This is a genomic window from Mesorhizobium sp. B2-4-18, assembly GCF_006441385.1.
Classification (GTDB): domain Bacteria; phylum Pseudomonadota; class Alphaproteobacteria; order Rhizobiales; family Rhizobiaceae; genus Mesorhizobium; species Mesorhizobium australicum.
Genome location: NZ_VFUW01000017.1, coordinates 72,346 through 92,469, shown reverse-complemented (window position 1 = coordinate 92,469; position 20,124 = coordinate 72,346). Strand labels below are relative to the sequence as shown.

Genomic DNA, 20,124 nt, shown 5'->3' with positions numbered 1-20,124 from the left:
GCGGTTAGCCTTCCCCGAAAACAAGCGAAACATTTCCACCGGCGTGACGCTCGAGGCGGCCGGCAAGGTCGAGTTCAAGCAGCACCATGAAGACCTGGGCGGGATGCAGGCCGGTGTGGCGGATGATCTCGTCGACCGGCACCGGTGTCGGCCCCAGCGCCTCGATCACCTTGGCCCGGTCGCTCTCGCCTGGTGGCGGTGTGGCCGAAAAGTCGGGCGGGTCCTCAAACGGCGGCAGATCAGGCGCCCGCATGCCGGTCAGCGGAAGGATCGCCCTGGAAATGTCCGAAGCTTCGGTGACCAGCGTGGCGCCGTCCTTGAGCAGACCGTTGGTACCGGCCGCGCGCGGATCGAGCGGGGAGCCGGGTACCGCAAAGACCAACCGGCCCATCTCGCCGGCAAGCCTGGCGCTGATCAGCGAGCCTGAGCGCTGTGCTGCCTCAACCACCACCAGCCCAAGAGCGGCGCCCGCGACAAGGCGGTTGCGGCGCGGGAAATCCTGGGCACGCGGCTGCCAGCCGAACGGCATTTCCGAGATGATGGCGCCACGCTCCGCAATGTCATCGCACAGACCGGCATTTTCGGGCGGGTAGGGCAGGTCGAGCCCACCGGCGAGCACGCCGACCGTACCGGTTAAGAGACTGCCCTGATGCGCCGCCGTGTCGATGCCACGTGCCAGGCCGGAGACGATGCCGTAGCCGTCTCGTCCGAGATCGGCTGCCAGCATGCGCGCCATCTTGATGCCGGCAAGCGATGCGTTGCGGGCGCCGACTATCGCGACACCCGGCAACCGGAACACCGCGGCATTGCCCCTGACCGCCAGCATCGGCGGCGGATTGTCCATGCTGCGCAACAGTGGCGGATAGTCCGCCTCCCCAATACCGACAAAGCGTGCTCCAACTCGCCGCGCGGCCTCCATCTCGGCCTCGGCCTCGGCAAGGGAAGGAATGCGCACGATCCGGTTGGCGCCGCCGGAAATCATCAGTTCCGGCAGCATTTCCAACGCGACTTCGGCCGAACCGAAACGGTTGATCAGGTCGCGAAAGGAGGCAGGGCCCGGTATTATGGCGCAAACGCCACGGGATTTAAAACCAGCCAGCCCCTAGATTTGGGGCATGGATCACAAACCCGCACTGTACGCCTTGCTCCGCCTTCACGCTGAAATCGGCGGCAGGATCAAAGAGAATAAGCTGCAAGCCTTGAAGCTCATCGAAGACATGAAGCATGTCGAGGCGGTGCTGCACATGTTGGAACCGGGCTTCAATGCCCGCACCATCGCACCCAAGCGCCGCAACAATCCCAACCCGCTATTCAAGCGCGGCCATGTCATACGGGCCGCTCTGGGCGTTCTCAGGGCCGCTACAGCACCAATGAGCGCCGAAGAGATCGGCGTGGCCTTGCTGCGCTCCAAGGGCGTCCCTGAGCCTACGCGGGCGGAGATCGAATTGATGTACGGGTCCGTGAGCGCGTCGCTCAAAAACAACCGCGACGTGACGGTGCATGAGGGGCGGCCTAGGCGCTGGACGCTTTCAGGAACCTAGCCGTTCTGGACTAAAACCCACAACCGGCGCATTCTCCCTTCCGGGGAGAGAGGGCTTTGGGCAAGCGTTACCGCAACGTTGCAGACAATCGGTATAACCGCCGCCGGTATCCACGCCGCGCCGATCGGTTGCCGTGGTGGGCTGGTATTCTGCTGTTCTTGACGGTGCTCGCTATCTTTGCGGCTGTCCAGATCGGCCCCGAGTTCACCAGTTGCAACATCAAGGGCAACATTAGCTACAACACTGGCGAGCGCATCTATCATGTTCCGGGCCAGGAATATTATTCAGAGACGCGAATTAGCCTCCTGAAGGGCGAGCGCTGGTTTTGCTCTGAGGCTGAAGCCCGCGCCGCCGGTTGGCGAAAGTCGCGGGTATGATCGGTTGGCGCGAAAACCTGATTGCGAACCACAAGGCCGAGATCGTGCGGCTACGCAACGACATTCAATTCGTGCGAGATACCCCTGCCGAAATCCGCGCCATTGAAGACGGCAAATTCGTCAACCTGAGCGACGAAATCATCGATGACAACCTACGAATGATTGAGGTTCTTGAGCGGATCATAGCCAAAACAGAGGCCGACATGGCAGACGGCAACAGTACCGTTTGAAGTCCAAGAGCCGTATATTTCACATAGCTGACTTTCGGAGATGTTAGTGTAAGGTTCCCCTCAAAAAGAGGGGGGCTAAAATGGGTGCGAGGCTTTCTGTAGCTGCTTACTATTTCCGCACCGTTGCGTGGAGCGATTGGCGGGGCAAACTGGTCATTTACAGCGTTGTGGCCGCTGGCGTTGCGACGTTTGTGGTTTGGATGTTTGTCCCGGATGCCACCAACGTACAGACCTTCTTGGGGGCGGCCTTTGCGTCATGGATCAGCGGATTCATTCTCTTCATCATCACAGGTCTCATTATTGCGATGGTCACCCTCGCGCGACCAGATCAGGAGTTGTTTGAGGCTAGGGCTCGAAACCTTCTCCAGAGGCAGACAGGGCCGCATATCAATTACATCGTCGGCAAACTGCACGATCTTTTTGAGCCCTACCTACAAGAGGCCACTCGTGACTTGATGATCATAGACTACGACGAGGCCAACAACTTGTTTTTGGTAAATCAGGAAACGGGGCTCGTCTTTGGAAGCTATTTGGCCGATATTCCGGTCACCTTCCAATCGCAAATCGGGTATATAAACGGCACGAAAGCGCCATCCGGGCGTCAAAAATGCTGCCTAAGCTTTCTGAAGGTGGATGGGAAATCGATTGGTGCCATTGAGGAATTTGAGGACGAAATCTACCGGCCTTTCCAGATGCAAGTTCTGCCACAATCGCCCTGTACCGTGAGGTATAGGATGACGTATTGGGTCCGCGCGGATGACGAGCCAAATCGCCAACGGATTAAGCGGTTTACGCGAAGCTTCAAGGTGAACGTGCATAACCAATTGGCCGCGCGATCCGTAAAAATTCTGCAACCTGGAGATCCTGACTTCAACCGAGTGGTGCAGGCAGGCGAATCGGTACAGGTCGTTAACTTGAAGGAAATAGTCCCGGCTCAGAATGATGATGGGGCGTTTGCCTTCGATTTTCGCCTTAGCCCAGCTTGAAGTGGGTTAGAAATAGTTCTACCTATCCACGGACAAAGGGAGAATTGCTATGCGGTTTGGCGACGACGTTGGTGTTTAACGGCGCTGTTAGCGCCGACGCATAACCACAAATTTTAGGGCTGCGGGTATGTGTCCGCAGCCCTATTATTTTGACCGCTTATATGCTCACCGTAAAGCGTGGGAGAGGTTGGATGGCTTGGACGTTGGACAATGCGCTGGAGGACGGCTCGATAAGCATTGTCGAGAGAAACGATGCTTGGGGGGTTTACAAATTTCGGGTTGGCAGCTTAAGCCCCGTTGTGACTGTCATTCTCTGCCGCTCGCCGGTTTCAGACGAAACTCGCTATGAGCGCAGTCACAACATCAAGACGCCGGTACAACTTGGTCCCTATCATCAAAGCCGCCTTTTTTGGGACGATCCGGCCTATGCCCTCCACCAAGCGGTGGACAGCATTACCAGCTACTACAAAGAAGCCGTTGCCAAAGGTCACGACCAGCAAGATGCATGGCTGGTGCCAAATGCAGCTAGTAGCGGGTTCTGACGGCCCGACTCACGCTGCCTTGCGGCGCTGCCAATAGCCGGTGAAGTCAACCGAAGGCTTGCGCTTCAACGCATTGCCGGCGACGCGCTGGACCTGTTCGCCATTGGTGTTGCGGCGGTTGTCCTCGCGCCAAGCCGCTTCCTGAGCGTAGCGGAGCAGATAGGCGCCAGCGATATGGTGGTGGTGGCCGACTTCGGCGCGGCGCAAGCGGCTGAAGTATCCCTCCGCCATATTGGTGCAGGCGCCGTCCGCGCTGTATGCCTCTTGATGGTTGATGCGCTTCATTTCGAACCGCGAATGCAGACCGTTCCATGAGGCGGCTTCATCGGCGTTGACGACCGTGCCGTCAACGATCCGCGACTTGATCCAAGAGAGCGCCGCGCCCTCCGAACCGAACACCGCCGGCAACGAATTGCCGTTGCGCTCGCGAATGATGATAACGGATTTGCGCTTGCCGCTCTGGTTTTCCAAAAGCCGCCGGTCGATACGGTTTTCCTTGCGGTTGGCCGGCTTCACGTAGCCGCCGAAATAGCCGCCATCGACCTCAGCGATTTTGCCTTCACCGCCGATGGTGCGGCCCTTCATTTCCTCCGCCATCGCTTCGCGCATCTTGTGGCAAAGGACGAAAGCGGCCTTATAGGACAGGCCCAGGTCGCGGGACACGGCGAGCATGCTCTTGCCCTTCACTTCATTGCAGAAGATCGCAATGGCCGCCAGATAGCCGCGCAGGGGCAGCTTGTGCGACGCGAACAGCGTGCCAGACGTGACGCTGAAATCCTTCTGGCAAGCGCGGCAGCGGAAGCGGCTGGCACCATTCGGACGGCGGCAATCGTAAGCATCGACACCACCGCAAGACGGGCAAACCGGCTCGCCATTCGTCTCAGACCAACGGACCTTGCGGAACACCGTTTCCGCTTCCGCATCGGTCATGCGGAAGACCTGAGTGAGGCTCAGGGTCTTTGCTGCCGAAGAGAGGAGGAAGTGTTGGGCCACAGGTGTTCTCGTTTCTGAGAACAGCTTATCGTATGCGGTATCATTGTCAACATGAAATTATCGTATATGATAACCAATCTTCACATTCGAGATTGGAAAGCGCATGGGATTCGCAACAACTGAAAAGGAATGGGCCGAACGGGCCGCGCGACACCTGAAAGCCGAGCTGAAGCGGGCTAACATCACCTATGACGACCTGGCTGAGCGAATGAAGGCGCACGGCTTCAACGAGACAAAGGCCAGCATTGCCAACAAGCTGGCGCGGGCAACAATGTCCGCGCATTTCTTTCTCGCCTCACTTGCCGCTATTGGTCGAGAAAGCGTAACACTAGAAGAAATCTAGACTTCTGGGGGCGGCTTGGGGAAGTTGAGGGGGATCATTGTGGTTCTCGTACTGGTCACGCTTGGGGCAATAGCCCAAGCGGGGTCAGCTTCATCGAACGATAGCCAGCAGCAAGGGACCGCCCAAAGTCAGAACGCACCAGCAAACGAAAATGCTGCGCCCCAAGCGACCCCGGCCCCAGTAGGACAAACGAATGCCAGCGAAGGGGACAAGGAAGTAAAGCAAAGCGGCGACAAGATAGAGCAATTCGCCGACACCGCGCTTGCCTCCTTGCTGACTGGTATCGATTTTGTCGACGCCCATGAGGGTTTCTTTCTGGTCGTTTTCACCGCTCTGCTGGCCGTTTTCACCTATATGCTCAGAAGTTCCACCGACAAGCTGTGGAAGGCCGGCGACGATCAGATGAAGCTGATTGAGGCGAACGCCGCTCAGCAGTCCATCGACATGCAGGCGTCCACCAAAGCCGCTCTGGACGCCGTAGCCGTCACGAAAGAAATCGGTAGAGCCCAAGTCCAAGCCTACCTGTCGTGTGCCAGTGCCTCCTTTGGAGTGGAAGATCGCCTTTTCCGGTGCTGGGCTGTCATCAAAAACAATGGGCAGTCGCCGGCTTTCAGTGTCCTCGTTAAGGCGAAACTGAGCGTGATGGTGGAAAACGAAGGGTGGCGCGATAATCCCGAAATCGGAATCAGCCGCCGCATCGATAGCCAACTCTCTGAAGGCGGAGGAATGACCATTCCTGCCGGCGGGGAAGAGTCCGTCCAAATACTTTGGCTTCATAGCTCCATGGAGACTGAGGCTTACGATAAAATTGCAAAGACCACTGCCAACTTCACGATTCATTGCCGGGTGGAATGGAGGACAGTCTTCCATCGCGAAGACCACAACGTTTTCTTCCTCAATGAAGCAGTGGGAGACTTCATCCCCGTCTTGAAAGGCGGGTTTAATCGCGCTGGCGCAATGTCCGTTTACAATAGAGGTCATCGCTAAACATGCCAGCCAGGCGCATAGTAGCGACAGCGATCTTCTTCGTGCTATCTGGCGTAGCTCAAGCTGATCCATGGTGGCTAGAATCGCCTCCGCCTGCTGTCCAAGAAAATCAGCAAAGCCCCGCCGATGCCGCCAAAGACCAAAATCCCAAAGATGAAATAAGCGAAACCCTCTGGGAGCGGACGGTCTATGACCCGGTCGCTCTTTCTACGGTAGTCATCGCCGTGTTCACTGTCGTTTTGGGAATTGGAACTGCCTTGCTGGTTTTGGACGGCAGAAGGCATTCCAGGCACACTTTGCGTGCCTATGTCGGCGTTGATCGGCTTGAATTTGAGATCCCCAGTCTGAAGGATGTCAATTTTAGAGGGAGACGTTTCCGCCAAGCCATTGGAAAATTCGGGTACGTCAATAAGGACTTCATAACGGTCAAGGTCAGGAACTACGGACAGACGCCCGCGCAAGACGTTTGTGTCTTCGCCTACTGGGCCGCTGCCCCCCGCTTCACTCGCCTTCCAGATGACTTTTTCGACAGGAACAACGAAGACGTTATCGACACCGGAGATGTGCGAACCACGCTGGCGCGGTTCACTCTCAATCCACAAAGTATGGAATTTTCCAAGACCGCGCTCACCGAGCTTGTTCCCATTCAAGCCGCGCTCAAAGAGCATCGATTTGACATCTATGTTTTTGGTCGGGTTCACTACCGCGACATCTATGATCGAAAGTGGAGAACTCGCTTCTGCTACGTATGGGAGCCTAGGCATGGGCCTAGCGGACGCTTCGTCGCGTACGAGCAGTACAACGGCGAGGACCGACGCAAGCTTCGCGGCGAGGCGGAAGCGTTCCCGCCAAACCGATATTCCTGACGACTGCCGTGTGACGCTCATGCCAGCACCCCGCCGGCATGTGGGTTTAGTCCCTTCGCCGCGCCCGTGGCGTTTGCGCCATAATACCGGCAGGGCCGACATTCTGGGTGCGGATCAGCCGCAGCCAGCTCAGCCGCTGGCGATCGGTGAGACGCGGCCCGGCGGCCGGTTCGCTCACCCCTTGGCTCCGATCTTGCCTTCGGAGCCGGCAATCAGTCGCGAAATGTTTTCTCGGTGCTTGATGAAGACAATGATGCTCATCACCACGAACAGAATGGCTATCTGCGGCGTGCTCAGGAAATAAAGCGCGATCGGTACCACCACGGCAGCAGCCAGCGCCGCCAGCGATGAGTAGCGGAAGAGGAAAGCCATCACCAACCATACGACAGCGAAGATCAATGCGACTTGCCAGGCAAGGCCGACCAGCACGCCGAGATAAGTGGCGACGCCCTTGCCACCCTTGAAGCCGAGCCATGCCGGGAACAGGTGGCCCAGAAAGGCGCCGAGACCAGCCCAGATCGCGGCTTCAGGCGCGAAATGGCTTGCTATCAGCACGGCGGCCGTGCCTTTCAGCACATCGAGCAGCAAAGTCGCGGCGGCAAGCCCCTTGTTGCCGGTGCGCAGCACATTGGTGGCGCCGATATTGCCTGAACCGATCTTGCGCACATCGCCAAGGCCGGCCGCGCGGGTAAGCAGCAGGCCGAACGGAATCGAGCCCAGCAGATAGCCGAACACCAGCGCCAGGATTGGGCCGTAAGTCATTGTTCCCCCCGCGTTCCCCCAACCATGCCTGAAGTCGCATGGCTACCGCCGGCTCAGGCAGAAAATATTGTGCGGCCCGCCACCAGCGTTTGCAAGACCTTGCCTTGCAGCCGTGCGCCTTCGAAGCAGGTGTTTTTCGAGCGCGAGCGGATACCGCTTTCGCTGACTATCCAGGGTTCATCGAGGTCGACAAGCGCGAGATCGGCGACGGCGCCTGGCTTCAGCGTGCCGCCGGCCAATCCAAACAGCCTCGCCGGCGCGGTGGACAAGGTTTCGATCAGCCTGAGCAGGGGCACGTCGCCATTGTGGTAGAGGCGCAAGGCCGCGCCCAGCAGGGTTTCGAGGCCAATGGCACCGGCCGCGGCGTCGGCGAAGGGCAGGCGCTTGGTATCGACATCCTGCGGATCGTGCGAGGAGACGATGACATCGACCGTTCCGTCCTTGACCGCATCGATCATCGCCAACCGGTCCTCCTCGGCCCGCAGCGGCGGCGTCAGGCGGAAGAAGGTGCGGTACTCGCCAACGTCGTTTTCATTGAGAGACAGATTGTGGATCGACACGCCCGATGTCACTGCCGCGCCGTCGGCCTTCGCACGCGCCACGGCGCTTGCCGCCATTGCCGTCGAGATCTTCGCGGCGTGGTACGAACCTTGCGTCAGCCGCGCCAGCGCGAGGTCACGCTCGAGCGGGATGGATTCGGCTTCACGTGGAATGCCGGAGAGGCCGAGCCAACTGGCATACAGGCCTTCGTTCATGACGCCCGACGACCCAAGATCGGCATCCTGCGTTTCATGGACGATGGTGGCGCCGAAATCGCGCGCATAGGTTAGGGCGCGACGCATCACCAGCGCGCTCGATATGGTATGCCTGCCATCGGTGAAGGCGACCGCACCCGCCTCGCGCAGCAGGCCGAACTCCGTCATTTCGCGCCCGTGGAGGCCCTTGGTGATGGCGGCGGCCGGAAAGATATTGACGACGGCCGTGTCCTTGGCGGTGCGCAGCACGAATTCGACCAGCGCCACATTGTCGATCACCGGATCGGTGTCTGGCATCATCACGATGGACGTGACGCCGCCGGCCGCCGCGGCGACACTTGCCGAAGCGATGGTTTCGCGATGTTCGCCGCCGGGCTCGCCGATGAAGACCCGGCCGTCGATCAGGCCGGGGATGATCGCCTTGCCGCTGCAGTCGATCGCCGTAGCGCCGTCGGGGACGCCGTGGTTCAGCGCCGCCTTGCCCGCGGCAACGATTTTCCTGCCTTCGACTATGACGGAGCCGACTTCATCAAAGCCGCGTGACGGATCGACGATGCGGGCGCGTTCAAAGACCGTGATGCTCATGCGCCGCGGCCTTCTTGATTGCGGCCCTCTTGATTGCGGCCCTCTTGATTGCGGCGGGGATCGAGCAGCGCTTCCATCACCGCCATGCGCACGGCGACGCCCATTTCCACCTGCTCCTGGATGACGCTTTGCGGGCCGTCGGCGATTTCGGACGCGATCTCGACACCGCGGTTCATCGGGCCAGGATGCATGACAAGCGCGTCATCCTTGGCGGCCTTCAGTTTCTCGGCGTCTAGACCAAAATAGCGGAAATATTCGCGCACCGACGGCACGAAGGCTCCTTCCATGCGCTCGCGCTGCAAGCGCAACATCATCACCACATCCGCGTCCTTCAGGCCCTCCGCCATCGAGCGGCAGACGATCACGCCCATTCTGTCGATGCCCGAGGGCAATAGCGTCGAGGGCGCCACCACCCGCACCTGTGCGCCGAGTGCGTTGAGCAGCATGATGTTGGAGCGCGCGACACGCGAATGCAGGATGTCGCCGCAGATCGCCACGATCAGCTTCGACAGCGCACCCTTGGCGCGGCGGATGGTGAGTGCGTCGAGCAGCGCCTGTGTCGGGTGTTCGTGGGCGCCGTCGCCGGCATTGACCACCGAGCAGCCGACCTTCTGCGCCAGGAGGGCCGCCGCGCCCGCCGACTGATGGCGGATGATCAATATGTCAGGCCGCATGGCGTTGAGCGTCATCGCGGTGTCGATGAGCGTTTCGCCCTTCTTTACCGAGGAACTCGCCACCGACATGTTCATGACATCGGCGCCAAGCCGCTTTCCGGCCAGTTCGAACGAGGATTGCGTGCGGGTCGAGGCTTCGTAGAAGAGATTGATCTGGGTGCGGCCGCGCAGCGTCGAGGTCTTTTTTTCGGACTGGCGCGAGATCGCGACCGCCCGATCCGCCCTGTCGAGCAAAAGCTCGATGTCGGCGGGCGAAAGGTCGCTGATGCCCAGAAGATGGCGGTGAGGGTAGAGTGGCAGGGACGAAGCGTCGGTCATCTCAAGGGGCTGCTATAGGGTGCGGATTTCGCGCCCGCAAGCACCCGCTTTGGATTGACGCCGTTCTCCTCAATTTTTTCGTGTAGATAGCCGATTAGATCGGCCGGTATTTTCGTCGCGCGCGCAGCAACGCTTGGCTATATCTAAGCCGACGGCCTCGGATTCGAGGCTTTCCGACAATAGGGCCTTTCTAGAAGGCTCGGCTAGAAGGATTGGGCGTGACCGACGACGTAACGAACCAGCCGCCGCCGCTGACGGGCGGCAACGCCTGGCGAGGCGATCCGTTGCTGATCCAGCTTGCCGAGCGCTTTTCCGATCCGGTGCGCAAGGATCTCGACGGGCTCGGCCGTTTCGTGCTGACGCAAGAAGCCCAGGAACTGGCGCGCCTCGCCAATGTCGAGACGCCGAAACTCAGGACGCATGATCGCCAGGGACGGCGCATCGACCTGGTCGAATTCCATCCCGCCTACCACGCCTTGATGCGCCGCTCGGTGGCCAACGGCCTGCACTCCTCGGTCTGGGAAAATGGCGACGCCGAGATCGGCCGCCGCCATCAGGTGCGGGCCGCCCGTTTTTACCTGACGGCGGAACTCGAGACCGGGCATCTCTGCCCCATCACCATGACCAGCGCCTCGCTGGCGGCATTGATGGCCAGCCCAAAACTGTTTCGCGAATGGGCGCCGCGCGTGACGACGCGCAAATACGACCAGAGCCAGAAGCCGCCCGTCGAAAAGACCGGACTGACGCTCGGCATGGGCATGACCGAGAAACAGGGCGGCACCGATGTGCGTGCCAATGTGACCCGGGCGGAACGCGTCGGCAGCGGCTTCTACCGCCTGACGGGACATAAATGGTTCATGTCGGCGCCGATGTCGGACGCCTTCCTGGTGCTGGCACAGGCGCCGGAGGGACTGTCCTGCTTCCTGGTGCCGCGCGTGCTCGGCGACGGGTCTGGCAACGGCTTTCGCTTCCAGCGGCTGAAGGACAAGCTCGGCAATCGCTCGAACGCGTCTTCCGAGGTTGAATTCGTCAACGCCATCGGGGAGATGGTCGGCGAACCCGGCGCCGGCGTCAAGACGATCATGGACATGGTGACGCTGACCCGGCTCGACTGCGCGGTGGCGTCTTCGGCGATCATGAGGGCGGGGCTGGCCGAAGCGATCCATCATGCCCGCCATCGCCAGGTGTTCGGTTCGACCTTGATCGAGCAGCCGTTGATGCAGCGCGTGCTGGCCGACATGGCGCTCGATGTTGCCGCGGCGACCGCGCTGTCGTTCCGGCTGGCGCGTTCCTTCGACGAGGCGGCGAGCGATCGCGGCGAGGCGGCGTTCGCCCGCGCCATGACGCCGGTCGTCAAATACTGGGTCTGCAAGATCGCGCCGCCGCTGCTTTACGAGGCGATGGAGTGCCTTGGCGGCAATGGCTATGTCGAGGAAGCTCCGCTCGCCCGTTATTACCGCGAAGCGCCTGTTAACGCGATCTGGGAAGGATCGGGCAATGTCATGGCGCTCGACGTGCTACGCGTGCTTGGCCGCGCGCCGGGGCTTTTCGAAGAGGTATTGACCGGCATCGACCGCGACCTCGGCGCCGGCGGGCGCGGCACGATCGGCGTTCTGAAGGCGGCCATGCAGGTCGCTTCAACCGACGAGGGCTCGGCCCGGCTGCTGACGGAACAGCTTGCGCTCTCTGCGGCGGCCGCCGAGTTGCGTCGGCTCGGGGCAGGGCGGATCGCCGATGCCTTCGTCGAAACGCGGCTCGCGGGCCAGTGGCGCAATACTTACGGCATGCTCGATTCGCGCCACGACGCGCGCATGATCATCGATACGCTCTATCCGCCGGTGAATTGACGGAGATGCCGTTCATGTTCGAGGGGCGTTGCCGGAATCCCCACTGACCCGCCGTCGCCGTTAACCTTAACAAATGGTTTCCGTTGCGGCGGCGAACCGCAAAGCCCACTGTCATTCCTGTCGAAGCAGGAATCACGATGCGACACGTACTGACCTCCTTTCTGTCCGTGCACTGGGCGATCGTTTTTGCCCTGCTCGCGGTGATCTGTATCGATGGAAATCGAGGTGTGACGGCGGCTCTCGGCGTACTCGGCGTGGTCGTCGAGAGCGCCCAGTTTGTCAATCTGGAGAACATCGTCGTGGTCGCTCCGCTGGCGATCGCGTTGCTGGTCGTGGCGGTGCTGTTCTTCTGGGCCTTTGTCGATACGCTGATCAACGACGCGTCCAGCCCGGGCGCCGACAGCGTCGTTCGCATCGCCTTTATTTCCGCTTCCGGGGTGATGTCGATGATCCTGATCGGCGGTGCGGCCCAAGGCATCAACGGCCTGTTCATGGTGGTCGCCGTGCAACTGGCCGCACTTCTGGTCTCCTATGTCGCCATGCTTGCCGAACGACGTTCGGTAGCTGCGCTGGATGAGGAGGATTTCCACGCCACGGCGCACAGCATGGCGAAGGCCGCGGCGCATAATTCGCTGCTCTCCATGATATCGGGACGGACCGGTCCGAACGGGAAGGGAGGCCGCTGATGCGCTACATCTTCGCATTGTGGGCCGCGCCGATGGCGCTGTTTTGGGGCTGGTTCTACCTGTCGCTCAACGACATGAATTTCGGCTATGTGATGCTCAGCCGGCAGTTGCACGATTTCGTGTTCCAGCTCTACGGTCAGATGCTCGGCATCGACCCCGCAACCATCCCGGGCATGGTGGCAAAAGCCTGCGTGTTCGATGGCTTGCTGCTCGTGGCGATATGGATGTTTCGCAGGCGTCGCGAGATATTGGCCTGGGTCAGGCGTCGCTGGACGGGTCCGGTCCCGTTCGATCGGCTGTATCGAGTGACTGAAGCCGGTCCAAAACTCCCTGCAGAATAAAGGCGGCCGCCGCCGAATCGATCTTGCCGGCGCGTTTGGCGCGCGAGAAGTCCATCTCGATCAGCGTCCGTTCGGCCGCGACAGTCGACAGCCGCTCGTCCCAGAACACGAAAGGCAGGTCGCTTAGCTGCGCCATGTTGCGCACGAAGGCGCGCGATTTCTGTGCGCGCGGACCTTCCGATCCATCCATGTTGATCGGCAATCCAATCGCCACCGCACCGACATTCTCCTTCGTCAGCAACGCCAGAAGGACGGCGGCGTCGAGCGAGAATTTCCGCCGGATGATGACTGGACGCGGATGAGCGAAGGAGAACCCCCGATCGGAAACCGCCACGCCGATCGTCTTGTCGCCGAGATCGAGCCCCGCCAAGGTCCTGCCGTCGGCGAGCCGTGCCGGCAATTGCTCAATCGTGATGACGGTCAACGGTTTTCCCTCGTTTTTTTCGACAGCACGCGTCCTTTCGGATGCCCGGCGGACACTATACCCTTTGATCTCAAGGCTATCGGCGTTCTATCCTTTGGCTCGGGAAAAATCGAGGAAATGCATTCATGAAACTGACCTGGTATGGCCACTCGGCCTTCCGCATCGAAACCGGTGACGCGAAAATCCTCATCGATCCCTATCTGATCGGCAACCCGTCCTGGATGGGCGGGTGGGAAGGACCGGCCGAAGGGATCACGCATGTTCTTTTGACGCACGGGCACAGCGACCACATCAGCGGCGCGCTGGAAGTGCTCGGCAAGAGCGGCGCGCAACTGGTCGCCAATTTCGAGATCTGCATGTACCTTGTCGGCAGGGGCGTCAGCGACAAGAAGATCAATCCCGGCAACATTGGCGGCACGGTCGATTGCGGCGGTTTCACCTCCACTTTCGTTCAGGCGCTGCATTCGTCCTCCTTTGGCGAAGAGGGCGGCAAGAACGTCTATCTCGGCAATCCGGGTGGGCTGGTCCTGCATTTCCCGGAAGACCAGACGCTCTACCACATGGGCGACACCGACATCTTTTCCGACATGGCGCTGATCAATGAATTGCACGAGCCAAAGATTGGCATCGTTCCGATCGGCGATCGCTTCACCATGGGCGGTGCGGTGGCGGCCCTTGCCTGCCGCCGCTTCTTCAAATTCGAAACGGTCGTCCCTTGTCATTTCGGCACGTTTCCAATGATCGACCCGACGCCCGAGAAGTTTGAAGCCGGCCTGGAAGGATCTGGCGTCAAGCTTGCATTGCCGAAGATTGGTGAAACGATTACCATCTAGAAACAGCCAAAGCGGAACAAATCCATGGCATTAGGGCGATCTCTTTGCGTATCGATGTTTGTCGCGGCGTCGCCCGCGCTTGCCGCGGATGACTTCATCGAAGGTGTCTATCTCCAGTCGGAGGAGCTCTGTACTCAGGCCAAAAAGGATACGCTGCAGACGCTGATCGATGCCGGCAACATCGTTCTTTCGAAGAACGGCCTGCAAGGCGTCGAATACAATTGCGAATTCGTTCAGGTCAGCAAGGCGACACGCTCGCCGAGCTGGGCTGTGACGGCGATCTGCCAGGAGCCGGGCTATGTCTTTCCTGACGTCCTGTCGGTGACGCAGATGAACCCGACGCAGGTCGATCTCGTGTCGGCCCGGCCGATCGACGATGAAAGCGAGGCGAGCGGCAACAGCGGCAGCTACTATCTGTGCGAGGGCATTGCCCTGCCATGAGGTTGTTGCCCGATTGTCGGGCGGCACATGTTGCGCGTCGCGCGCCGCGCCGCTATAGCCCGGACTGGTTTTCCCCGAGGCAAATACATGTCCGTTGATGTCAAGACAGTGAAGCGCGTGGCGCATCTCGCCCGCATCGCGGTGAGCGAGGAAGATGCCGAGCGTATGACCGGCGAGTTGAATGCCATACTGGGCTTCGTCGAGCAGTTGAACGAGGTCGATGTTTCCGGCGTCGAGCCAATGACGTCGGTGACGCCGATGGAAATGAAGAAGCGCGGCGATGTCGTCACCGACGGCAACAAGGCGGCCGACATCGTCGCCAACGCGCCCGCGACCGACGAGAATTTCTTCCTCGTGCCGAAGGTCGTGGAGTAAGGCACCGATGGCTATCGAGATCGCCATCGAAACGCCGCTGCAGGACGACGTGCGCAGCCTGGTCGCGGAACTCAACGCGACCTTGCTCGAACTGACGCCGCCGGAGCACTGCTACCACCTGACGGTCGAGCAGATGGCAGGCAAGGACACGACGGTTTTCATCGCTCGCGACAACGGCGTCGCCATTGGTTGTGGTGCACTCAAGCGCCATGACGATGCCATTGGCGAGGTCAAGCGTATGTACACGAGGCCTTCGCATCGCGGCCGCAAGATCGGCGCTGGAATCGTCCAACGGGTCGAGGCGCTGGCGCGCGATGAAGGGTTGAGGCGGCTGGTGCTGGAGACCGGCGATCGCCATCCCGCCGCCTGGACCGTCTATGAACGCGCCGGGTTCTCGCGCTGCGGCCCGGTGCTGGACTATCCCGATTCCGAGTGGTCGGTGTTTTACGAAAAGAGCCTTTGATGAGCGACCTGACCCATCTGACGATTTCGCAGGCCCGCGCCAAGCTGCGCGCCAAGGAAATCACCGCGACCGAGATCACCGAAGCCTATCTCTTGGCGATCGATCGCGCCAATCCGGCGCTCAATGCCTATGTGGCGGTGACGGGCGACAAGGCGCGCGACATGGCCAAGACGTCGGACGCCAGGCTGCTCAAGGGCGAGGGCGGTGCGCTGGAAGGCATTCCGCTCGGGATCAAGGACCTGTTCGGTACCGAAGGCGTCCACACCCAGGCCTGCAGCCACGTGCTCGACGGCTTCAAGCCGCGCTATGAATCAACGGTCACGTCCAACCTGTGGGCCGACGGCGCGGTCATGCTGGGCAAGCTCAACATGGACGAATTCGCCATGGGCTCGTCCAACGAGACCTCCTACTACGGCCCGGTCATCAACCCGTGGCGGCGTTCGCGCCTCGATACGGTGGTGATGCCGACGACGCATCAGGGTGATGGCGGCTTCGTCTCGGCAGGTGGCACGAAAACCCAGCGTAGCCTCGACAATGCGCAGCTGGTGCCGGGTGGTTCTTCCGGTGGTTCGGCGACCGCCGTGTCGGCTTTCCTGTGTGCAGGCGCAACCGCCACCGACACCGGCGGTTCGATCCGCCAGCCAGCCGCGTTCACCGGGACCGTCGGCATCAAGCCGACCTATGGCCGCTGCTCGCGCTGGGGCATCGTCGCCTTCGCCTCGTCGCTCGATCAGGCCGGACCGATCGCCCGCGACGTGCGCGACGCCGCCATTCTTCTGAAATCCATGGCGTCGGTCGATCCCAAGGACACCACGTCCGTCAACCGGCCGGTGCCGGACTACGAGGCGGCGATCGGCAAGCCGATCAAGGGCATGAAAGTCGGCATTCCCAAGGAATACCGTGTCGACGGCATGCCGGAAGAGATCGAGGCGTTGTGGCAGAAGGGCATTGCCTGGCTCAAGGACGCCGGCGCCGAAATCGTCGACATCTCCCTGCCGCACACCAAATACGCGCTGCCGGCCTATTACATCGTGGCGCCCGCGGAAGCTTCTTCCAACCTCGCCCGCTATGACGGCGTCCGCTACGGCTTGCGCGTGCCGGGCAAGGACATCGTCGAGATGTATGAGAAGACCCGCGCCGCCGGCTTCGGCCGCGAGGTCAAGCGCCGCATCATGATCGGCACCTATGTGCTGTCGGCCGGCTACTATGACGCCTACTACCTGCAGGCTCAGAAGGTGCGCAATCTGATCAAGCGCGACTTCGAAAATGTTTTCGCGGCCGGCGTCGATGTCATCCTGACACCGGCGACACCGTCGGCCGCCTTCGGTATCGCCGACGAGGACATGGCCGCTGATCCGGTCAAGATGTATCTCAACGACATTTTCACGGTCACCGTGAACATGGCCGGCCTGCCCGGCATCGCCGTGCCCGCCGGCCTCGACCCCAAGGGTCTGCCGCTCGGCCTGCAGCTGATCGGCAGGCCATTCGAGGAAGAGACGCTGTTCCAGACCGCCGCCGTCATCGAGCAGGCGGCCGGCACATTCCAGCCGGAGAAGTGGTGGTAAGGGTATCGCTCGCCTGACGCATGGTCCTGAAAATCGCGATCGATTTTGGACAGCCTTGCGGGCTGTAATGAGTGAGCGATGTTCTACTATCTTTCCAAGATATTCTGGTTCTTCATCCAGCCACTCAACCTGACGATCTTCCTGCTTTTGGCAGGGCTGCTCGCCGGGATGGCCGGCCGGCGGCGACTTGCCGTCAGCGGCGGCGTGCTGGCGTTTCTGATCCTTGCGCTGTCGGCGTGGACGTCACTTGGAGCGATGATGCTCAATCCGCTGGAGGAACGCTTTCCTAGGCCGCCGCTGCCGGAGAAGGTAGACGGCAACGTCGTGCTCGGCGGCGGCTTCGAGGGCGCTATCAACCTTGTGCGCGGCGGCTATGAATTGAACAGCAGCGGCGATCGCATGGTCGAGACCGCGATCCTCGCCCGGCGTTTCCCGCAGGCAAAAGTGGTGGTCTCCGGTGGAAACGGCTCATTGTTCTTCGACGGCGAAGGTGATGCCGACACCGCGCCGCGCCTGCTCGAGGCGCTGGGTGTCCCGGCCGACCGGCTGCTCCTCGAAGACAAATCCCGCAACACTTACGAGAACGCGGTCTTCAGCCGCGAACTGGTCAAGCCCAAACCGGGCGAGACATGGCTTTTGGTGACATCAGCCTTTCACATGCCGCGCGCCAGGGCCCTGTTCGACAAGGCAGGTTTTCCAACTGTTCAATGGCCGGTCGACTATCGCACCTCGGGTCGGCAAGGCGTCGGCTTGTTTCGCGACAATGCGGCCGATTCGCTGCAGAACACGACCATCGCGGTTCGCGAATGGATCGGGCTTTTTGCCTATTGGCTTTCCGGACGCATCGATCAGCCGTTTCCGACGCCGGGCGGCTGACCGATCACCGCGCGCCGCGCCGCCGAGAAGAACTGGCGCCGTACCAGGACGGCCAGCAGCAGAAGCGTCGACAGCACGAACACCAGGGGATCGACGAACCAGCCGAGATAGCCGATCGAGAAGAACACGCCGCGCAGGCCAGAGTTGAAATGCTTGCCGGCCAGCATGTTCATTTGCGTCGCGCGCCACACGGCCGTTTGCGTGAGGGGATTGCGCGAGGCCTCGCCATGCGGGATCGGCACGGCGCCGATCAGGATCGAACAGTAGTTGAACAGCCTGTAGGCCCAGCCGAATTTGAAGAAGGAAAAGGCCAGGATCAGCACCAGTCCCAGCACCTTGATCTGAAAGGCCGAGCGCGACGGCGCGCCGCCCAAGGGCAGGGTGCTCAGCACCTCAAGCACCCGGTCCGACGCGCCAAGCAGGGCGAAGCAGCCGCCGAGCGCGATCAGCGAACTGGAGGCGAAGAAGGCTGTTCCCTGCTGCAGGCCGCTCATGATGGCGGTGTCGACGATGCGGATCTCGCGCTCGGCCATGGTGCGCATCCAGGCCTCGCGTTGCGCATTCATGGCGGTGGTCAGCGACACGCGGCTGACCAGGTGTCCGTCCGAGGCGAGCGTGTGCAGCACCCAGGCGAGGAGGAAAAAGCCCAGCGCCGCGAGATCGGCCGTCGAAAGATAGGAATCGCCCATGGCGCCGAATCTACCATATTCGGCCCGGTTGCTTCGATGACCTTGCACGGCGCGTTGCACTCGATGTCGCTGCCGGAGCAAACAAGGTCGGCAGGTGCTGCGCCGCGATTGTCAAAAGAGCGGAAACATCCCGGGAATTCCTATATGTAATCCTCGACGTGACCCAGGAGACAGCGTGTTCCTTTCGGTTTTCGACCTGTTCAAGATCGGCATCGGCCCCTCGAGCTCGCACACGATGGGACCGATGACGGCTGCGCGCCGCTTCCTCGACGAGGTCGCGGGCGACGACTGGCCGCGTCCCGCCGGCGCCAAGGTCGATCGCATCGGCGCCAGCCTGCATGGCTCGCTCGCCTATACCGGCATCGGCCATGGCAGCGACCGTGCCGTCATTCTCGGCCTTGCCGGCCAGACGCCACAAACGGTCGACCCCGACCGAGCTGACGACATTGTCAGCCGCATCACCGCCGACAAGCTGGTTTCACCGCCCGGCCACCCCTCCTACCATTTCGATCCGGCCACCGATCTAGTTCTCGACCGCAAGACGCCGCTCACCGGCCATGCCAACGGCATGGCGTTCTACGCTTACGACGCCGGCGGCCGGTTGCTGCTCAAACGCATCTACTATTCGATCGGCGGCGGCTTCGTGGTTTCGGAAGAAGAGCTGCAACGGATGAAGTCGAAGGGCTCGGTCACAACCGAGGGCAAGAAAGTGCCGTATCCCTTCAAGAATGCGGTCGAGATGCTGAAGATGGCGGCCAGGAGCGGCCTTTCCATTGCCGAAATGAAGCGCGTCAACGAGGAGACGCAGATGTCGCGCGAGGCGCTCGACACCGGCCTCGACGCGATATGGGACGCCATGAAGGGCTGTATCGACCGTGGCCTTTCGCAGGACGGCATCATGCCCGGCGGCCTGAAGGTGCGCCGCCGCGCCAGACAGCTCCATGACAAGCTGCAGGAGCAGTGGCAGCAGAACCGGCCGAACCCGCTGCTCGCCAATGACTGGCTGTCGATCTATGCGATGGCGGTCAACGAGGAGAATGCGGCGGGCGGGCGTGTCGTCACCGCGCCGACCAATGGTGCCGCGGGCACACTGCCGGCGGTGCTGCGCTACTGGCTGCATTTCCATCCCGAGGCCGACCAGCCGAGCATTCGCGACTTCCTGCTGACGGCAGCGGCCGTTGGCGGCATCATCAAGTCCAATGCGTCGATATCGGGCGCCGAGGTCGGCTGCCAGGGCGAGGTCGGTTCCGCCTCGGCGATGGCTGCGGCCGGCCTGTGCGCGGTCATGGGCGGCACGCCCGAGCAGGTCGAGAATGCTGCCGAAATCGCGCTCGAACATCATCTCGGCATGACTTGCGACCCGGTCGGCGGGTTGGTCCAGGTGCCCTGCATCGAGCGCAACGCATTGGGTGCCGTCAAGGCGGTGACGGCCGCGTCACTGGCCATCAAAGGCGACGGCGTGCATTTCGTGCCACTCGATGCGGCGATCGAGACGATGCGCCAGACCGGCCTCGACATGAACGAGAAGTACAAGGAAACCAGCCTTGGCGGCCTGGCGGTCAATGTGGTCGAGTGTTGAGGGCTGGCCCAAGCCGGCACTGTGGAGAAGTCCGTCAGGCCGTTGA

25 protein-coding genes and 1 pseudogene are annotated in these 20,124 nt (G+C 61.2%); 18 read left to right on the top strand and 8 right to left on the bottom strand.

What is annotated here, in order from left to right; all coding sequences use genetic code 11:
• Nucleotides 1-4: 4 nt before the first annotated feature.
• Nucleotides 5-1,057, bottom strand: a pseudogene (gene dprA / locus FJ527_RS28295) (DNA-processing protein DprA); the annotation flags it as partial.
• Between the two features lie 58 nt (nucleotides 1,058-1,115).
• On the opposite strand from dprA, the gene FJ527_RS28290 reads away from it, so the two are divergent.
• From FJ527_RS28290 to FJ527_RS28270, 5 genes are all read left to right on the top strand, one after another.
• The gene (locus FJ527_RS28290) at nucleotides 1,116-1,541 is read left to right on the top strand and encodes a hypothetical protein (RefSeq protein WP_140824604.1); all 426 of its coding nucleotides are present in this window, start codon (nucleotides 1,116-1,118) and stop codon (nucleotides 1,539-1,541) included.
• Between the two features lie 56 nt (nucleotides 1,542-1,597).
• Nucleotides 1,598-1,918, top strand: coding sequence for a hypothetical protein (locus tag FJ527_RS28285; RefSeq protein WP_181166520.1), 321 nt, complete (start codon nucleotides 1,598-1,600; stop codon nucleotides 1,916-1,918).
• Complete coding sequence (locus FJ527_RS28280; RefSeq protein WP_140824603.1) at nucleotides 1,915-2,148, top strand: hypothetical protein; 234 nt, start codon at nucleotides 1,915-1,917, stop codon at nucleotides 2,146-2,148. Before FJ527_RS28285 ends, FJ527_RS28280 begins: the two co-directional genes overlap by 4 nt.
• A gap of 80 nt (nucleotides 2,149-2,228) precedes the next feature.
• Complete coding sequence (locus FJ527_RS28275) at nucleotides 2,229-3,134, top strand: hypothetical protein (RefSeq protein ID WP_140824602.1); 906 nt, start codon at nucleotides 2,229-2,231, stop codon at nucleotides 3,132-3,134.
• Between the two features lie 191 nt (nucleotides 3,135-3,325).
• Nucleotides 3,326-3,676, top strand: coding sequence for a hypothetical protein (locus FJ527_RS28270; protein WP_140824601.1), 351 nt, complete (start codon nucleotides 3,326-3,328; stop codon nucleotides 3,674-3,676).
• Between the two features lie 9 nt (nucleotides 3,677-3,685).
• On the opposite strand, the gene FJ527_RS28265 is transcribed toward FJ527_RS28270, so the two are convergent.
• On the bottom strand, nucleotides 3,686-4,669 hold the full coding sequence (locus tag FJ527_RS28265) for an IS1595 family transposase (RefSeq protein WP_140824600.1): 984 nt from the start codon (nucleotides 4,667-4,669) through the stop codon (nucleotides 3,686-3,688).
• Between the two features lie 103 nt (nucleotides 4,670-4,772).
• On the opposite strand from FJ527_RS28265, the gene FJ527_RS28260 reads away from it, so the two are divergent.
• From FJ527_RS28260 to FJ527_RS28250, 3 genes are read left to right on the top strand one after another with little or no spacing between them, the layout of a single operon-like run.
• Nucleotides 4,773-5,012 carry a DUF6471 domain-containing protein gene (locus FJ527_RS28260; RefSeq protein ID WP_140824599.1) on the top strand — a complete coding sequence of 80 codons (240 nt, stop codon included), beginning with the start codon at nucleotides 4,773-4,775 and terminating at the stop codon, nucleotides 5,010-5,012.
• Between the two features lie 39 nt (nucleotides 5,013-5,051).
• A complete protein-coding gene (locus tag FJ527_RS28255; RefSeq protein WP_140824598.1) occupies nucleotides 5,052-5,999 on the top strand; it encodes a hypothetical protein in 948 nt (315 codons plus the stop codon).
• A 2-nt stretch (nucleotides 6,000-6,001) separates the two neighbouring features.
• Complete coding sequence (locus FJ527_RS28250) at nucleotides 6,002-6,865, top strand: hypothetical protein (protein ID WP_140824597.1); 864 nt, start codon at nucleotides 6,002-6,004, stop codon at nucleotides 6,863-6,865.
• Nucleotides 6,866-6,911: 46 nt separating this feature from the next.
• Here FJ527_RS28250 and FJ527_RS29965 read toward each other — a convergent pair whose 3' ends face one another.
• From FJ527_RS29965 to FJ527_RS28235, 4 genes are read right to left on the bottom strand one after another with little or no spacing between them, the layout of a single operon-like run.
• The gene (locus FJ527_RS29965; RefSeq protein WP_348642632.1) at nucleotides 6,912-7,043 is read right to left on the bottom strand and encodes a hypothetical protein; all 132 of its coding nucleotides are present in this window, start codon (nucleotides 7,041-7,043) and stop codon (nucleotides 6,912-6,914) included.
• Nucleotides 7,040-7,627: a glycerol-3-phosphate 1-O-acyltransferase PlsY gene (plsY, locus tag FJ527_RS28245; protein WP_015317748.1), complete on the bottom strand. Its 588-nt coding sequence runs from the start codon at nucleotides 7,625-7,627 to the stop codon at nucleotides 7,040-7,042. Before plsY ends, FJ527_RS29965 begins: the two co-directional genes overlap by 4 nt.
• Before the next feature lie 53 nt (nucleotides 7,628-7,680).
• Nucleotides 7,681-8,967 carry a dihydroorotase gene (locus FJ527_RS28240; protein ID WP_140616351.1) on the bottom strand — a complete coding sequence of 429 codons (1,287 nt, stop codon included), beginning with the start codon at nucleotides 8,965-8,967 and terminating at the stop codon, nucleotides 7,681-7,683.
• On the bottom strand, nucleotides 8,964-9,959 hold the full coding sequence (locus FJ527_RS28235) for an aspartate carbamoyltransferase catalytic subunit (protein ID WP_140616353.1): 996 nt from the start codon (nucleotides 9,957-9,959) through the stop codon (nucleotides 8,964-8,966). Before FJ527_RS28235 ends, FJ527_RS28240 begins: the two co-directional genes overlap by 4 nt.
• A gap of 218 nt (nucleotides 9,960-10,177) precedes the next feature.
• Here FJ527_RS28235 and FJ527_RS28230 point away from each other — a divergent pair, with 218 nt between their 5' ends.
• The 3 genes from FJ527_RS28230 (at nucleotide 10,178) to FJ527_RS28220 (ending at nucleotide 12,833) form a co-directional block, all read left to right on the top strand.
• Entirely contained in the window at nucleotides 10,178-11,806 is a 1,629-nt protein-coding gene (locus tag FJ527_RS28230; RefSeq protein WP_015317751.1) for a DNA alkylation response protein, read from the top strand.
• Between the two features lie 137 nt (nucleotides 11,807-11,943).
• Nucleotides 11,944-12,492 (top strand): hypothetical protein, encoded by a 549-nt coding sequence (locus FJ527_RS28225; RefSeq protein ID WP_140616355.1) that lies wholly within the window; start codon nucleotides 11,944-11,946, stop codon nucleotides 12,490-12,492.
• On the top strand, nucleotides 12,492-12,833 hold the full coding sequence (locus FJ527_RS28220; protein WP_140616357.1) for a DUF6105 family protein: 342 nt from the start codon (nucleotides 12,492-12,494) through the stop codon (nucleotides 12,831-12,833). Before FJ527_RS28225 ends, FJ527_RS28220 begins: the two co-directional genes overlap by 1 nt.
• On the opposite strand, the gene ruvX is transcribed toward FJ527_RS28220, so the two are convergent.
• Nucleotides 12,751-13,257, bottom strand: coding sequence for a Holliday junction resolvase RuvX (gene ruvX / locus FJ527_RS28215; protein ID WP_140616359.1), 507 nt, complete (start codon nucleotides 13,255-13,257; stop codon nucleotides 12,751-12,753). The genes FJ527_RS28220 and ruvX overlap by 83 nt on opposite strands.
• Nucleotides 13,258-13,382: 125 nt before the next feature.
• Here ruvX and FJ527_RS28210 point away from each other — a divergent pair, with 125 nt between their 5' ends.
• From FJ527_RS28210 to FJ527_RS28185, 6 genes are all read left to right on the top strand, one after another.
• A complete protein-coding gene (locus tag FJ527_RS28210; RefSeq protein ID WP_140824596.1) occupies nucleotides 13,383-14,090 on the top strand; it encodes a metal-dependent hydrolase in 708 nt (235 codons plus the stop codon).
• Nucleotides 14,091-14,114: 24 nt separating this feature from the next.
• Entirely contained in the window at nucleotides 14,115-14,531 is a 417-nt protein-coding gene (locus FJ527_RS28205) for a hypothetical protein (RefSeq protein ID WP_140616363.1), read from the top strand.
• Nucleotides 14,532-14,618: 87 nt separating this feature from the next.
• Nucleotides 14,619-14,906 carry an Asp-tRNA(Asn)/Glu-tRNA(Gln) amidotransferase subunit GatC gene (gatC, locus tag FJ527_RS28200; RefSeq protein ID WP_015317757.1) on the top strand — a complete coding sequence of 96 codons (288 nt, stop codon included), beginning with the start codon at nucleotides 14,619-14,621 and terminating at the stop codon, nucleotides 14,904-14,906.
• Nucleotides 14,907-14,913: 7 nt separating this feature from the next.
• Nucleotides 14,914-15,369 carry a GNAT family N-acetyltransferase gene (locus FJ527_RS28195; RefSeq protein WP_140824595.1) on the top strand — a complete coding sequence of 152 codons (456 nt, stop codon included), beginning with the start codon at nucleotides 14,914-14,916 and terminating at the stop codon, nucleotides 15,367-15,369.
• A complete protein-coding gene (locus FJ527_RS28190) occupies nucleotides 15,369-16,934 on the top strand; it encodes an amidase family protein (RefSeq protein WP_140616367.1) in 1,566 nt (521 codons plus the stop codon). Before FJ527_RS28195 ends, FJ527_RS28190 begins: the two co-directional genes overlap by 1 nt.
• A gap of 78 nt (nucleotides 16,935-17,012) precedes the next feature.
• Entirely contained in the window at nucleotides 17,013-17,810 is a 798-nt protein-coding gene (locus FJ527_RS28185; RefSeq protein ID WP_140824594.1) for a YdcF family protein, read from the top strand.
• Here the strand turns inward: FJ527_RS28185 and FJ527_RS28180 are convergent.
• Nucleotides 17,783-18,499: a DUF599 domain-containing protein gene (locus FJ527_RS28180; RefSeq protein ID WP_015317761.1), complete on the bottom strand. Its 717-nt coding sequence runs from the start codon at nucleotides 18,497-18,499 to the stop codon at nucleotides 17,783-17,785. The genes FJ527_RS28185 and FJ527_RS28180 overlap by 28 nt on opposite strands.
• A gap of 175 nt (nucleotides 18,500-18,674) precedes the next feature.
• Here FJ527_RS28180 and FJ527_RS28175 point away from each other — a divergent pair, with 175 nt between their 5' ends.
• Nucleotides 18,675-20,078 (top strand): L-serine ammonia-lyase, encoded by a 1,404-nt coding sequence (locus FJ527_RS28175; RefSeq protein ID WP_140824593.1) that lies wholly within the window; start codon nucleotides 18,675-18,677, stop codon nucleotides 20,076-20,078.
• Nucleotides 20,079-20,124 lie beyond the last annotated feature (46 nt).